Genomic DNA, 15,735 nt, shown 5'->3' on the forward strand with positions numbered 1-15,735 from the left:
TTTATCCGTGCCATCAGCCGTGCAGCAGGGCACCGGCTACCAGCACCGCCATGGTGATGAGGGCTACGCCGATGATAAAGGGCAGCACCCAGCGCACAAAGCGATCGTAGGGGATCTTGGCGAGCGCCAGACCGGCCACCAGATGGGCGGCGGTAGGGGCGAACAGGTTGATCCAGCCGGAGGCGGACTGATAGGCGGTGATCACCAGATCCCGGGAGATGCCGGAGAAGTCCGCCAGCGGCCCCATCAGCGGCATGGAGACGGTCGCCAGCCCCGAGGTGGAGGGGATGAAGAAGCTCAGGATGATGTGCACCAGATAGGCCATCAGGATGAAGACCGACGAGGAGAGTCCGGTCACCAGCCCTTCGGCCCAGTGTAAAATGGTGTCGATGATGACGCCCTGCTCCATCACCACATAGATGCCGCGCGCCACCGCCACCACCAGCGCCACCCCGATAAGATCCCGAGCGCCGCTCAGGAAAGTCGCCACATAGTTGGACTCCGGCATCCGGTTGATCAGCGCGATCAGGATGGAGGCACTGAAGAACAGGGTGGATAGCTCGTCAAACCACCAGCCAAAGGTGGGCAGCACATCGATCCCCAAGTCCGACCAGGGCACCACCGCATAGATCATCAGCAGGAAGGTGCCGAAGAAGACCAGCATGGTGAGCTTCTGCTTGCCGGTGAAGGCGAGGTTGCCGCTCTTCATCTGGGAGAACTCGTCGTCATAGGTGATGTCGGCCAGCACGGAGCGGGACTTGTCCTGCTGCACCTGCTTGGCGTAGCGCATCACGAACCAGGAGGCAAAGATCACCAGCAGCAGCCACTGGATGACCCGCAAACCGATCCCCTCACCGATGGGAATGCCGGCAAAACCGGAGGCGATACCGGTGGCAAACGGGTTGACGGTGGAGGCGAGCACCCCGACCCCGGAGCCGAGCAGGATAATGCCCGCAGCCACCATGCGATCGAAGCCAGCCGCCATCATGACCGGCACGATCAGCGCCCAGAAGGCTACCGTCTCCTCCGCCATGCCGAAGGTGGAGCCGCCGAGGGCAAACAGGGCGATCAACACAGGAATTAGCAGCCGCTCACGCCCGGCAAAGCCACGCACAATGGCCCCCACCCCAGCATCAAGCGCACCGCTTTGCATGGTCACAGCGAGAAAACCACCGATGATGAGCACGAACAGCGCCACATCGGCCGCCTTGTGAAAACCCTGGATGGGCGCCTTGAGCACCTCGAATACCCCTTGCGGGTGGGCGGGTAACTCGGTGTAGCTGCCGGGCACCGGCAACAGCCGCTCGTCGCCGCTGTAATCGGCCACGGCCGCTGCCGCCACCGGCTGCTGGGTCTTGGCGGTGACATAGTCATATTTGCCCGCTGGCAGCACCCAGGTCAGGGCGGCCATCAGGGCGATGATGATGAAAAGCAGGGTATAAACAGTGGGGAGTTGGCGCTTCTTGGGCGCCTCGTTTGGAGTGGTCATAGCTTCCGTACCTCGGCAATGCCGTCTGTGATCCGATCAGCGCAAGACTAGCGGGTTTGATATGGGAAAAAGGTGATCGCTGATAATAAAATTCCGCAAATTAGCGGAATTTTTGCCAAAAAAACAGGGCCCCGCGGGGCCCCGTTTTCACTTGAGTCAGACTCAGAGCTCGACCACGTCGAATTTCACGTCCGGATTCACATCCGCATCGTAATCGACCTCATCCAGACCGAAACCGAACAGGCGCAGGAACTCCTGCTTGTAGCCGGTGTAATCGGTCAGTTCGGAAAGATTCTCGCTGGTGATAGATGGCCACAGGTCGCGGCAGGTCTGCTGCACATCTTCACGCAGTTCCCAGTCATCCATGCGGATGCGAGCCTGATCGTCCAGCGCCATGTCGGACGCGTAGAGACGGGTGCGCATCATGCGGTCCACCTGCTCCATGCAACCCTCGTGAATGCCCTTCTCCTTCATGATCTTGAAGGCCATGGAGATATAGAGCGGCATCACCGGAATGGCGGAAGAAGCCTGGGTCACCACGGATTTGAGCACGGCCACGTGAGCGGTGCCGCCCTTGGCAGCCAGATCGCCACGGATGGCTGCAGCGGCGCGGTCCAGATCTTCCTTGGCGCGGCCCAGAGTGCCATGCCAGTAGATTGGCCAGGTCAGATCGGTACCGATGTAGGAGTAGGCCACGGACTTGGCGCCGTCAGCCAGCACGCCAGCATCACGCAGGGCTGCCATCCACAGCTCCCAATCCTGACCGCCCATCACTGTGATGGTGTTCTGGATCTCTTCCTCGTTCGCCGGCTCGACGGTAGCGGTGATGATCTGATCCTTGTTGGTATCGATGGCGGTGGTGGTGTAGACCTCACCGATGGGCTTGAGGGCAGAGCGCACCACTTCTCCGGTTTCCGGCATCTTGCGCACCGGAGAGGCCAGGGAGTAGACAACCAGATCGATTTGACCCAGATCCTGCTTGATAAGCTCGATCACCTTGGCGCGGCACTCGTTGGAGAAGGCATCGCCGTTGACGCTCTTGGCGTAGAGGCCCGCCTCTTTGGCTGCCTTGTCAAAGGCGGCAGAGTTGTACCAGCCAGCGGTACCGGTCTTGGACTCGGTGCCCGCTTTTTCAAAGAAGACGCCGAGGGTGGCGGCGCCGCTACCGAAGGCAGCCGCAATCCGGGAGGCCAGGCCATAACCGGTAGAAGCGCCGATCACCAGCACCTTCTTGGGACCATTCTCGATGGTGCCCTTGGCCTTGGTATAAGCGATCTGGCGACGAACATTGGCTTCACAACCGACCGGATGAGTGGTGGTGCAGATAAAGCCGCGAACCTTGGGTTTGATGATCATATGGGGTCTCGGATCCGTTTAATGGATGAAATCGGGGCATAAGATACCTCATCTTGCCGCGATAAGGTGCTCTGATGTGTTGAACTGCGGCAAAAATGGCCATTCAGGGTGACGGCTGCCGTCAAAAATGCACAATTTTTCGGAAAGCGTCACTTCATCAGTCCGGTACTGAATCTCCCCATATCCATGGAAACCGATGACATGTTTCAACGCAGGTGCAGTACGACCAACATGATACAAAAAGGCCCCGAACTCTCGGGGCCTGGGGGGAATGTCATCGAACTATATCAAGCGGCATGTGAGCGCCATTTAAAATGATTAATCTGTGTTCTCATTGACTTGGCCATCTCATCAAGACGCTGACACTTGGCCGATACATGGGCTGCCGAGTCCGAGGTATGTACTGCGATATCGGCAATATTGACCATGCTGCGCGTCATCTCTTCGGTGACTTTGCTTTGCTCTTCGGCTGCAGCGGCGACCTGCACATTGAGATTATTCAGATCATCCACCGCACTCACAATTTCTTCCAAAGAGACGCCACACGTCAGCATCAGGGTATTCGTCTTCTCCACTTCAGATAATCCGATATTCATACTATCAACAGCCATAGTTGCATTCTGTTGCAGGCGATTGACGGTGTTCTGGATTTCTCCGGTAGAGTTTTGGGTGCGCTGAGCAAGTACCCGGACTTCATCAGCCACCACCGCGAAGCCACGCCCCTGCTCACCAGCTCTGGCGGCTTCAATTGCCGCATTCAATGCCAGTAAATTGGTTTGTTCGGCAATCGAGCGAATAACCCCCATCACCTGAGTAATGTTATTGCTCTCGATAGCCAGGTTTTGCAGCACAGTGGATGTATTTTGTAATTGACCAGAGAGCAGAGCCATATTCCCAATGGTCTCCTTGACAACCGCTTGCCCCTCTTCTGCCTTGTTTTCAGCCTGACGGGCGGCAATTGCAGCACTATTTGTATTCTGGGCGATTTCGTTAACCGTTGCGCTCATCTCATTCATCGCCGCAGCGCTCTGATCTGTCTCCAGACGCTGCTGGGCCATTTGCTCTGCACTGGTTAGCCCCAGCTCGTTCAGTGCATCGGCGCCTGTCGATAACTGTTCGGCCACGTCATCCATTTCGCCAATCAATCTGCGGAAATGGCTAACCATATCATTCAGCGCCCGTGCGACTTGCCCCAATTCATCTTCCCGAATGACGGGGACGGTGACGGTCAAATCCTGCTCATGTTGCAATTTGTAAAGCGCTCTGCGCAAAGCGGTGAGCGGTTGACTGATCCCGCGAAAAATCCAGATCCCCAGCACGGATAAAGCAAACAGGGCAATCCCGGTGATGGAGAGGAAGGCAAATGAAAAATCAACGGCCAGACTTTCCAGGGTACCAACATGCTCATCTGCAAATCTCAGCTGGAGTTCAACCAGCTTGCCCAGCTCCTCATTAAAAGGATCAACCGTGCTGTATAATTGATGAATTGACTTATCAAGAGGCGCTTTTAATGAAAGATCACTCTGAATACCATCCAGTGTAATGTCGGCTTTGTTCATCAATACCTGGGCAGACTCCGCAATCGCCCGTTCTTCCGCAGACATCTTCTGGGCCATGTAACGCTTCCATTCCGTTGCTGCTTTTAACTGCGCTTCAGTAACGGAACGTTTTGCCTCTTCACGGGTGATTAATCCAACATGCGCTTTATTGATCGCATCAACGACACTGACCGCATACAAGTCTGAAATCAGCTTCAGTTCGGATAACTGCTGCACCTCCTCTTCATTCACCTGATGGGCAGCCTGATTCATCAGGCGCATCCCCCAAAGGGAGAGAGTGCAAAGCAAAATCATACAAAACAGCGGTACCACAACCAGCATCAATAATTTGCTACGAACCGAGATCCCTTTCATGGTGTCGTCCTCATACTCAGGCCACTGGTCGTTTAATATGCAATTGATACACCAAGCATCACGCGACCACTCATTTCAATACAATCACCCGCTTACCTCATTAAAAAGCGCGGTCTGTGCACCATAGTGCAATGCAAGTTGCAACCTGTTCGCAAAACCAGACCTTAAACACATCAACGCAGGAGAAGGGCTAATGCCCTTATTGATAATGCGCTTTTTGAGTCTATTCATCATTTCGTTGATGTCTAATCTTCGCAAAGCAAAATCCGTAGCGTGTTGCAGCCTGCATCGTCCATGCACTGATGGCGGCAACGTCCACGAAACTAGCAAGCAATGCGGGTGATGTGGCCATCCTGCAGCTTATAGAAGGCATCTTGGGGCAACTCCTGTGACCAGATCGCCTCATAGTCGAGATCGGCATAGACGCCGCGCAACATGGCACCGAGCAGACCGTGGGAGATAACGATGGCCCGCTCGGCGATGGCAGGATCCTGCAACCACTGGTGTGCTCGGAGCTGAATGCTCTCGAAGCTCTCGGCCCCCGGTGCCTGCAGATACCAGTCCCCCTTGCCGGTATCGAGTTCGGGGTGGGCAAGACGCAGCGCCGGGATCTGGCAGCTCTCCCACTCCCCCATCCCCAGCTCCATTAACCGGTCGTCCCAGACGATGCGCTCTGCCGCCAACCCCAGTTGCTCGCACACCAGCAATGCAGTCTGACGGGCGCGACCGAGCGGGCTAGCATAGACGGTCCAGCGGGCGGGATCCGCCAGTTCGACGGCAAGGCGCCGCCCCATGGCGATGGCTTGCGCCTCACCCTTGTCGGTCAGATCGGAGTTGCAACGCCCCTGCAGACGCTGCTCGGCATTAAAGCGGGTCTGGCCATGGCGCAGCAGATAGATGAGTCGAGACATGATTTCTCCAGCACGTTCAGAGAGATAGAAAAATAAAGGGGGAAGATGATAGCAGATGAGCCCGAAGGATGGCCCAAACAGAGAGGCTAAAACGGGCGTAAAAAACGGGTCAGGGCTGACCCGTTTGCTGCCAATTTGGCCAGATTAAAGCAGCTCAGCCCTTCTTGATCTCCCGCAGATAGCGGTAGATGGAGTGGACCGAGATCCCGAGCTGGCGCGCCGCAATCTGGGCACTGTCTTTTAACTCGAAGATCCCCATGTCGTGCAGCTGGTTGACGATAACCCGAGTCTTCTGGGACGGAGGCACCGCCTCGTTGCCACGCACCTCGGCACTGACGGTGTCGATGGTGCTGTTGAGCGCTTCGTCGATGTTGCGGGCGAACACCTCCGGGGTGGCATGGCTCTCGTGGGGATGCATACACTCCGGCATCATGGTGCGCAGCACGGATTGCAGCGGAGCATCCATGTCGCTGTTGATGCAGAGCAACCCGATGGCCCTGTGCTCCCCGTTGCGGATCACGGTGGTGATGGAGCGCAGGGTCTTGCCGGTGGCGCACTTGGTCATGTAGGGGCTGGAGATATCCTGCCCGCTCTTGAGCTTCATCATCGCCAGGTTGGTGATGGGAGCGCCGACACTGCGGCCGGTGATATGGCCGTTGGCAATCTTGACGATCGAGGGATTGCGCGCATCCAGACTGTGGAGCAGCACTTCAGTGTGCTGGCCATACATGGCGGCGATGCCGTCCACAATGTTCTCCATCGACTTGAGGATCTCAAAATCGCTCGGACTCAACTCTTGCAGCTTCACAATGGGACCTTCTTGCAAGGGTTGCTGCCGGGCAATGGGCGCCGGGCAGCAACCGACAGGGACATCAGGCGGACATGATATCAATAATGGTGCTGTCTGTGGCAGACATGCCCTCCTTCACCATCTGGCCGACGTTGCGTATGGTCTGATCCACGTTGCCTGCGACGATCCCCTGCCCTGACACCGAGTGGCTATTGAGGGCCATCAGGAAACCGCGCACCGCCGCACCGGAGGAGGTACTCACCTTCATGGCGCAGGAGGCCTTCGCCCCGTCGCACACCATGCCGGCACTGTCGCTCAGCACATTCTGGATGGCGAAGCAGGATTGCTCGAAGCTGCCGCCCGCCAGATAGACCATGGCCATGGAGGCGGCCGCGCTGGTCACGGTATTGCCACAGAAGGCCGACAGCGGCGGATAGTGGGACTTGATATAGATGGCGCCCAGATGGCTCATGATGAGGGCGCGAGCCAGCTGCTCTTCGCTGGCTGCAAAGCGCTCGGCAATCACCATCACCGGAATGGTGGCGGCAATGCCCTGGTTGCCGCTGCCGAAGTTGCTCATGGCTGGCAGGGTCGCGCCCCCCATACGGGCATCAGAGGCAGCCGCCGTCATCATCACGATGCGGTTCATCACATCCTCGCCGATAAGACCGGCATTGATGTTCTGCTGCATGGTGCGCCCGATCTCGAGACCATAGGGGTTGTTCATCCCCTCGGCAGAGAGCTTGCCGTTGAGCTCCGAGGCTTTGAGGATGAACCTGATCTGCTCGAACTCCACCTGGGTGGCGAACTCGTAGATGGCGGCGATGCTGATATCGACGCCATCGCAGATGGAACCGGTGGCACCGCCCTGGCTCTGATCGGCGGTGAAGGTCACCTCGCCATCGCGGCGCTGCTCGACGATGCGGGTATGACCGCCGCAGAGGGTCACTTCGGCGCTGTGTTCTTCACCCTTGTCATCAGTGCCATAAACGGTCACGCGGCAGAAGATAAACTCGGGGGCGGCGGTGCGGCTCACCTGCACCTTGCCGGCATCGATCAGCTGCTGGGCACGATCCACCTGTGCTGGCTGGATCGCAGCCAGCACCTCCAGCCCGGCATCGGCGTTACCGCCGATGGCACCGGCCGCGGCCGCAATGGCCAGACCGATCTTGCCGGTGCCCGGCACATAGACACCCATCGAGTTTTTATAGAGATTGTCCGACACCGCAACCTCGAGGCGACCGGGCTCACAGCCCAGTTGCCGGACGGCGACAGCCGCGGCATAGGCGGCGGCGATTGGCTCGGTACAACCCAGCGCTGGTTTGACAACCTGTTGAATAATCTGCAGATACTGCTGCCACGCTTGTTTCATCACTTGAACCTTTTTATCAGCATTAACGAGCGATATGGGCGATCGCTTCCACTTCAACCTTGACGCCCATCGGCAGATCCTTCACTGCGAAGCAGCTGCGCGCCGGACAATCTTTCTGGAAATAGGCTTTATAGACCTCGTTGAACGCGGCAAAATCGCTGATCTCGGCGAGGTAGCAGGTGGTTTTGAGCACGGTATCCAGCGAGCCGCCAGCGGCTTCAAGCACGGATTTCAGGTTTTCCAGTGACTGGCGGGTCTGGGCGGCAATCCCCCCTTCCACCACACCACCCTGCTGCTTGCAGACCGGCAACTGACCGGAGGTAAAGATGAGGTCGCCATAGGCAGTGCCGTGGCTGTAGGGACCGATAGCGTCAGGTGCCGCTGCTGCTGTGATGATGCGTTTCATATAGCCACTCCTGTTTGTGCAATTTTTTTTGCAATCATGAATCTCATTCCGTTCAACATTATTTGCTTTTTATTTTATCCATTCAACAAAAAGATACAAAAATGGCGTTTAAAGGCACCTTTCGGCCTCAATATAAACCGTGATCACCATCCTGATTTGAACAAAAGTACTCTTATGGGCATTGTTTATGACAGTTTCATTCAACTATATTTGCGCCGCTTTCCCACATCCCTACAAAAAAGAAGGTTTTAATGGACGCGCATAGCACTACACTCGCCAGCCCCGTGATGGGCACGCTGGAATGGAAAGAAGCGGTTCGCTTCGACAGCACCGACTGGGGCTGGATCATCATGAGCATCGGCATGGCCATCGGCGCAGGGATCGTCTTCCTGCCGGTACAGGTGGGTCTGATGGGGTTGTGGGTCTTTCTGCTCTCGGCGGTGATCGGCTACCCCGCCATGTACATGTTCCAACGCCTCTTTATCAACACCCTGGCCACCTCGCCGGAGTGCAAGGATTACCCCAGCGTCATCACCGGCTACCTTGGCAAGAACTGGGGTGTGCTGCTCGGCGCCCTCTACTTCGTGATGCTGGTGATCTGGGTCTTCGTCTACTCCACCGCCATCACCAATGACAGCGCCTCCTTCCTGCAGAGCTTCGGCGTCACCGACGGCCTGCTCTCCGAAAACCCGCTCTACGGTCTGGTGCTGATCTGCGGTCTGGTGGCACTGGCGTCGCGCGGCGAAAACCTGCTGTTCAAGATCTCCACCTTTATGGTGCTGACCAAGATCAGCGTGGTGGCCGTGCTCGGCCTGATGATGGTGGACAAGTGGGATGCGGCCAACATCACCGCCATGCCCGCCGCCGGTGACTGGATGAAGGATGCCATCATCATGCTGCCCTTTACCCTCACCTCTATCCTCTTTATCCAGAGCCTGAGCCCCATGGTGATCTCCTACCGCTCGCGGGAAAAGTCGCTGGAAGTGGCCCGCTTCAAGGCGATGCGCGCCATGAATATCGCCTTCGGCATCCTGTTCGTGGTGGTGTTCTTCTACGCGATCTCCTTCACTCTGGCCATGGGCCACGATCAGGCGGTTAAAGCCTCCGAGGAGAACATCTCCGCGCTGGCGATGGTAGCCCAGGGGATGCCCGGCCAGACCCTCAAGCTCCTGAGCCTCACCCTCAACATCTTTGCGGTAATGACCGCCTACTTCGGCGTTTACCTCGGTTTCCGTGAAGCCTGTCAGGGGCTGGCAATGAACCTGCTGCGCCGGGTGCTGCCGGAAAACCGCATCAACAAAGGATTGGTGGGTAAGGGCATCATGGTGTTTACCGTCATGCTCTCCTGGGGGGCCATCGTGCTCAACGCACCGGTACTGAGCTTCACCTCCATCTGCAGCCCCATCTTCGGCATGGTAGGTTGTCTCATCCCGGCTTATCTGGTCTATCAGGTACCGGCGCTGCACAAGTACAAGGGCACCTCCCTCTACATCATCATCGTCACCGGCCTACTGCTCTGTGTCTCGCCCTTCCTGGCGTTCAACTGATCGGTTTCCCCTTATCGACCGCGGGTCACCTTCGGGTGGCCCGTTTTCTATTGGTGCGGCTGACCGCGCCCCCGCCCGGAAGTAAAAAGCCAAGGGGATCACAACTTGCAACCGGCCATCACCCAAGGGAGACCGCTCGGAGTACTATTCAGGCAACACGACTCACGCCCGCACTCAGGTATCGAGGCTTAACATGAAATGGATTTTCAACCCCGCCATCCGGCTGGGCAACCAGCTCTCCTTCAAATACAAATTCCTGCTCTGGTCCTGCCTGATGCTGCTGCCACTGGCCTACAGCATGACCAATCTGCTGGGGCGGCTGCAGGATGACAACGCGCAGGCCAACCGCGAGTTGACAGGAGTGGTCAATCTCGCCCCCGTGCCCGCTATCGAGCAAGCCCTGCTCACCCATCGCAATCTGGTAACCCGTCACGCCTATGAAGTGGATCCGGTCGGTGATGATCAGGTCAAGACAGCCGCACAAGCCGTTGATCAGAGCCTGCAAGCCTTTGCCGACACACGCCAGAACAACCCCTCCTTTGAGGTGATCCAGCAGGGCTGGGCCGCACTGCAGAGTGAAGCGGGCAAGCTGGAAGTGGAGCAGAGCAACCTGCGCCACGACAAGCTGTTGACCGAGGTGCGCCACCTCTACAAGCACATTACCGCCAGTAGCAGCCTGATCCAGGATCCGGCGCTCGGTACCTACTACATGGTGATCCTCGCCAGTGAGCGGTTGCCGCAACTGCGCGACCTGCTGGCCCAGGTGCGGGATCGCGCCGCCACCATCGCCGATTTCGGCCTGTTTCAGGCCGAGGGCTACAGCGGCCTGCGTTTTCGTCTCGACCTGATCAGCGCCACTCTGCAAGAGCTGGAGGCCGACCTGACCCTGCTCTACCAGATTGAACCGGCCTACCGCGCCGAGCTGGGTCAGCAGACCGATGCTCTGATACAGCTGGTGCGTCAGGGGGTCGAGACCATGGAAAACAAGATGATGAAGGATCAGCTGGTGCAGCTCTCCACCAAGGAGGTGCAGGCGCTGGGGGATAAGATGGACGAGGCCATCACCGCGCTGGCAGGCCAGGTACGCCAGCGGCTGGAGGCCGACCTGCATCAGCGGCTGGCCGCCAACCAGCGCCACTTCTGGTGGGTCACCGCGCCGCTGACCGTCAGCTTGCTGCTCTACCTCTACCTGATGATCGGTGCCTATCTCTCCCTGCGCGACACCGTAGGGCGGGTGCGTGATATTGCCGCCCGGGTCAACGCCCAGGATCTCAGCCAGCATATCGAAATCGTCGGTCAGGACGAGCTGGCCGCCATCAGCCGGGATTACAACGTGACCCTGGAGACCCTGCGCACCCTGATGTTGCGAGTGCGGGAAAATGGCGTCACAGTAGTGGAGAGCGCTACCGAGATCGAAGCGCGCACCTGCCGCTCGCAGGAGGTCATTGCCGATCAGCAAGGGGAGACCCATCAGGTCGCCACCGCCATCAAGGAGCTGGCCGCCACCTCACAAGACATGGCGGGCAACGCCCTGCAAGCCGCCCGCATGACCCAGGAGGCGCAGAACGTGGTCGGTCAGGGCGAGGATGTGGTGGAGCGCACCATCAAGGCCATCGATCATATCAACCGCGAAGTGCTGCGCACCGCCGACACCATAGGCCAACTGGAGCAGCAGTGCAGCCAGATTGGCGGCGTCATCAGCGTGATCCGCGGCATCGCCGAACAGACCAACCTGCTCGCCCTCAACGCCGCCATCGAAGCGGCCCGGGCCGGTGAGCAGGGTCGCGGCTTTGCGGTGGTGGCCGACGAGGTGCGCTCTCTTGCCAACCGCACCCAGGGGGCTACCGTCGAGATCCAGCAGATGATTGAACAGCTGCAATCCGGCGCCCGCGCCTCGGTCACCGCCATGTCGGCGGCCAGCCATGAAGCTCAGGAGGGGGTCGGGCTGGCGCAGGAGGCAAAACAGGCTTTTGGCGCCATCACCGAGAAGGTGGATCGAATGGTCGATACCAACGCCATCATCGCCAGCGCCATCGAGCAGCAGGGCGCCGTGGTCAACGAGATCGAACGCAACGTGGTGCGCATCTCCGATGGCAGTGACGAGGCGCTGCAAGTGGCCAACGCCGCCCGCGATGCCGCCCGCCAGATCCACCAGCTCACCGAACAGCTGCGCGCCATGGTACAAAGCTTCGTGCTGTAACAGAGCGCTGACAAGCCGGGCTCAACGTGAGCCCGGCATTATCCCGGTCTCGCATCTCCCGACAACATCTAGGTTGAGCGGATCATTCAGAAAATCGCTGCTCCCACTTGCCGGGCAAACGCCAACAAGGTAGTCTCGAACGAAAACAAAATACGGCATTCCCGACACGCACGGTCTGCGACGTCGAGGCAAGCAAGCCGCCTGCGAGCCACAGATTAAAACCAGCGTCACGTCATCTATCACCCGCTTCAAGCGAGGATTTACCCATGGCCAGATACCAGTTTTTTACCATTCCGGCGTCCAATCGGCAGCAATACACCTTTATCGACATGGCATCTCCGACTTTTCTGAGTGAAAAGGCGGCACTGCTGACCCAAGGATTCGAGGTGGAGGAGGACTTTATTGACGCAACCAGCCCGCGAGAGGCCGTCGAGAAGTACCAATCCAATTTTCTCTATATAGCGGATGAGATAGGCAAGTCCGATAGCAGCTATGCCGCGGCCGTCGCCATGCTGGAGATTGGCAAGGGGTTATTGGGCAATAAAACCCGCTGAAATAAGGCACAGCGGTGAAGAGTGGTGGCCATCGAGGCAACGCGCCCGATGGCCATATGGCAAGACATCAATTCGGTAAGTCAGAAGCGCCCCAGCTGCTGGAGCATCTCGATCAGCTCCTCTTCGCTGCTCGGCTCATAGGCCAGCTGAAGGCTCGGCGCAGCGCCCCCCATCAGCATGTAGACGTTGGTGCTGCAGTGGTCGTAGTGATACCACTTACCGTCGATACAGATGTCGGTATAGCATCTCGGGTCCCTTTTCAGTTCCATATGCACATCCTTTTGTTACATCCCATCAACATCACTCCTGACCGTAAAATAACCACCGAGGTTCACGCTTGATGCAGATCAAGGGAAGCGGCTGAAAGGGACAGATATCAGCCAGATCTGTGGCCTGCGGATGCCCCGAGCCACCATAGGTTATCCGAATGAAGACGGGCCGAGTGCCCTGTCATATCGCCGGATGGCCCCCGGTAACAAAAACGGCGCCCGCAGGCGCCGTTTTTTCATTCCCGTCATGTTATTTCCACCGACGGGGTAAACAAGCAAGAGGCTTATTCGTCTTCCAGATAGGCGTAGCCTTGCAGGCCCAGCTCCAGCTCGTCGAGCAGGGCTTTGCGAGTGGCATCGTCCAGCGCCGGGTGAGCGGCGATCCGCTGGTAGTTTTCACGGATCACGGACGGGTCGATGTTGACGTAACGCAGCAGCTGGTCGACGGTGTCGCCGCGCACCACGTTGCGAATGTCCATCTTGCCCTCTTCGTCCAGCCACACTTCCGCGCAGTGGGTGTCACCGAACAGGTTGTGCAGATCGCCGAGGATCTCCTGATAGGCACCGACCAGGAAGAAGCCGACGTGGCACTCTTCGTTCTCACCGTAGACCGGCATTGGCAGGGTGCTCTCGACCCCCAGACCGTCGACATAGTGCTCGACCTGACCGTCGGAGTCACAGGTGATATCCATCAGGATACCGCGACGGCTAAGCGGACGATCGAGACCAGCCAGCGGCATCACCGGGAATACCTGACCGATACCCCAGGCATCCGGCAGGGACTGGAACAGAGAGAAGTTGGCAAAGCACTTGTCCGCCAGCTTTTCACTCAACTCGTCAGCCAGCGCACGGTGGTTGCGGTTGACCGGGTTGAGCATCTCTTTGAGTGCCAGACAGGTGTTCTGGTGCAGCATCTCGGCCCAGGCACGCTGTTCAAGGTTCAAGAGGCCCATGGTGTACTGGGTATTCACGTCACCCAAATCTGCCACCGAGTCATGGAAGATCTCCAGCAGGGAGGGATCTTCGCTGCGCAGGTCCAGCCAGCCTTTCCACATGTTCTGCAGAATGGTCGGCGCATCTTCGTCCGGCGCGCTGATGTCGTTCATCTCCACCCCTTCGGCACCAATGATATTGGTGACCAGCACGGCGTGGTGGGCGGTCAGGGCACGGCCGGACTCGCTGATGATGGTCGGGTGCGGCAGATCGAACTCGCGGCAGACATCACCGATGCCCCATACCACGTTATTGGCGTACTCGGAGAGGCTGTAGTTGGCGGAGCAGTGGCTCTGGGAACGGGTTCCCTCGTAGTCCACGCCCAGGCCACCACCGACGTCCACGACTTCGATGTTGGCACCGAGGCGACGCAGTTCAGCGTAGAAACGGCCGCACTCGCGGATGCCGCCCTGAATGTCGCGGATATTGGCGATCTGGGAGCCCAGATGGAAGTGCAGCAACTGCAGGCAATCCAGCTTGCCCAGCCCGCGCAGACGTTCGATCAGCGCCAGGATCTGGGAGGCGGAGAGACCAAATTTGGACATGGAGCCGCCACTCGATTCCCACATGCCGGAGCCGGTGGAAGCGAGCTTGGCACGCACCCCGATGTTGGGCTTGATGTTGAGACGAGCTGACTCGTCCAGCACCATCTCCAGCTCGGAGGGCTTCTCTACCACGATGTAGACCTTGTGGCCCATCAGGTTACCGAGCAGAGCGTGGCGGATATATTCGCGGTCTTTGTAACCGTTGCAGACGATCACCGAGCCTTGCTCATGGTGATGGGAAAGCACGGCCAGCAGTTCCGGTTTGGAACCAGCTTCCAGGCCAAGCCGGGGCTTGTCGCTGTAGGACTGGCTGATGGTCTCGATGACACGACGCTGCTGGTTTACCTTGATCGGGTAAACGCAGAGGTAGTCCCCTTCATAGCCTGACTTCTCGATGGCCTGACCAAAGGCGTTGAACAGCGCATCGACCCGACTCTTGAGAATGTCGGGGAAGCGCAGCAACACGGGGGTGGTCAGCCCGGACTGACGCAACTGTTCGATGGCGTCAGAGAGCACGATATGCGCGTCAGGGCGTGATTTGTCGGGGGCGACGGTCACATGACCGGCGTCATTGATATTGAAAAAACCCGCACCCCAGTAGGGAACGTTGTAGACCTTCAAGGAGTCCTTGCTGGACCAGTTAGTCATGGGCTATGCCTCGCAAATGAGCGACCCAAAGTCGCCTTCGTTACCCTCAATCACATCCAGACCATCTAGTGCAGAGTACGGCGAGCGCTGCCATCACGAGACGCAGCCACCCAAACCAACGCTTTGCACATCGCGGCAAGCCAGAGGCTGCCTGGTGGATCTTGGGGAAGTAACGAGTCTTGATGTGGGGCTGGTGGCTTTACATCAAGCTCAACGGTATGCGGTGCCACTATGCCGTGGCGCCGCGGTACTTTGATGACAGACGACATCAGCCACGCCGTCAGTTCATCATTCGGCAGCGATCCCGACAGAAGGAGAGGGTTCCAAGGAAGAGAAGCGAAGGCGCCAGCACGCATGCGTGTTGATAGACGACAACAACCACAGCCCACCTCACCGTCAGTGACCGCCCATGACAAGGGAAGATGATGAGCCGGTGGCCCACTCGGTCAAATGAAGGATGAGAGTCTGTTGTTCTCCCTGATACCGGAGCCTAACCGGTATTAAAGAAACCATTCCCCAGCAGTGTCTGTCGTTTCTGCGTGCCTCGCCCTATAGGCGTATGATCGGTCGGGTTTCTGGCGGCTCTGCCTGCTTCAGGGTTGCCCTTGGATCGGCGCGGAGTGTACACACTTACCGCGGGCAGTGACAATAAAAAATAGTGTTCAAAATCCCCTTTTAATAAGTCGATCAAATCTTGCTGGCGGGCAGGCGGGCTCTGGGATGGCGCAGGTTATGCGACAGC

Annotated in this window: 12 protein-coding genes; 3 read left to right on the forward strand and 9 right to left on the reverse strand. The window is 58.1% G+C overall.

Going from position 1 to position 15,735, the window contains the following annotated elements:
- Positions 1 to 13 precede the first annotated feature (13 nt).
- The 7 genes from VF684_RS03845 to VF684_RS03875 all read right to left on the reverse strand — a co-directional run bounded on the left by VF684_RS03845 (position 14) and on the right by VF684_RS03875 (position 8,237).
- Positions 14 to 1,489, reverse strand: a complete 1,476-nt coding sequence (locus VF684_RS03845) for a YfcC family protein (RefSeq protein ID WP_058055838.1) — start codon at positions 1,487 to 1,489, stop codon at positions 14 to 16.
- Between the two features lie 162 nt (positions 1,490 to 1,651).
- A complete protein-coding gene (gene fabV / locus VF684_RS03850) occupies positions 1,652 to 2,845 on the reverse strand; it encodes an enoyl-ACP reductase FabV (protein WP_005361765.1) in 1,194 nt (397 codons plus the stop codon).
- Between the two features lie 287 nt (positions 2,846 to 3,132).
- On the reverse strand, positions 3,133 to 4,758 hold the full coding sequence (locus VF684_RS03855) for a methyl-accepting chemotaxis protein (protein WP_323950003.1): 1,626 nt from the start codon (positions 4,756 to 4,758) through the stop codon (positions 3,133 to 3,135).
- Between the two features lie 323 nt (positions 4,759 to 5,081).
- Positions 5,082 to 5,669, reverse strand: coding sequence for a histidine phosphatase family protein (locus VF684_RS03860; RefSeq protein WP_279466496.1), 588 nt, complete (start codon positions 5,667 to 5,669; stop codon positions 5,082 to 5,084).
- 154 nt (positions 5,670 to 5,823) lie between these two features.
- On the reverse strand, positions 5,824 to 6,477 hold the full coding sequence (locus tag VF684_RS03865; protein ID WP_005334376.1) for a helix-turn-helix transcriptional regulator: 654 nt from the start codon (positions 6,475 to 6,477) through the stop codon (positions 5,824 to 5,826).
- A gap of 64 nt (positions 6,478 to 6,541) precedes the next feature.
- A complete protein-coding gene (locus VF684_RS03870; RefSeq protein ID WP_139746735.1) occupies positions 6,542 to 7,831 on the reverse strand; it encodes an L-cysteine desulfidase family protein in 1,290 nt (429 codons plus the stop codon).
- A 22-nt stretch (positions 7,832 to 7,853) separates the two neighbouring features.
- Positions 7,854 to 8,237 carry a Rid family detoxifying hydrolase gene (locus VF684_RS03875; protein WP_005344164.1) on the reverse strand — a complete coding sequence of 128 codons (384 nt, stop codon included), beginning with the start codon at positions 8,235 to 8,237 and terminating at the stop codon, positions 7,854 to 7,856.
- A 251-nt stretch (positions 8,238 to 8,488) separates the two neighbouring features.
- Between VF684_RS03875 and VF684_RS03880 the strand changes: the two genes are divergently transcribed.
- The 3 genes from VF684_RS03880 (at position 8,489) to VF684_RS03890 (ending at position 12,538) form a co-directional block, all read left to right on the forward strand.
- Positions 8,489 to 9,784: an amino acid permease gene (locus tag VF684_RS03880; protein ID WP_110302463.1), complete on the forward strand. Its 1,296-nt coding sequence runs from the start codon at positions 8,489 to 8,491 to the stop codon at positions 9,782 to 9,784.
- Positions 9,785 to 9,977: 193 nt separating this feature from the next.
- Positions 9,978 to 11,984: a methyl-accepting chemotaxis protein gene (locus VF684_RS03885; protein WP_440173810.1), complete on the forward strand. Its 2,007-nt coding sequence runs from the start codon at positions 9,978 to 9,980 to the stop codon at positions 11,982 to 11,984.
- A 266-nt stretch (positions 11,985 to 12,250) separates the two neighbouring features.
- The gene (locus VF684_RS03890; protein WP_128815873.1) at positions 12,251 to 12,538 is read left to right on the forward strand and encodes a hypothetical protein; all 288 of its coding nucleotides are present in this window, start codon (positions 12,251 to 12,253) and stop codon (positions 12,536 to 12,538) included.
- Between the two features lie 80 nt (positions 12,539 to 12,618).
- Here the strand turns inward: VF684_RS03890 and VF684_RS03895 are convergent, their stop codons facing one another.
- Entirely contained in the window at positions 12,619 to 12,807 is a 189-nt protein-coding gene (locus tag VF684_RS03895) for a hypothetical protein (RefSeq protein ID WP_139440156.1), read from the reverse strand.
- Positions 12,808 to 13,091: 284 nt separating this feature from the next.
- Positions 13,092 to 14,993, reverse strand: a complete 1,902-nt coding sequence (speA, locus tag VF684_RS03900; RefSeq protein WP_005344160.1) for a biosynthetic arginine decarboxylase — start codon at positions 14,991 to 14,993, stop codon at positions 13,092 to 13,094.
- Between the last annotated feature and the right edge of the window lie 742 nt (positions 14,994 to 15,735).

The organism is Aeromonas sp. Lyrl_2, from assembly GCF_051948815.1.
GTDB classification, from domain to species: Bacteria; Pseudomonadota; Gammaproteobacteria; order Enterobacterales; family Aeromonadaceae; genus Aeromonas; species Aeromonas veronii.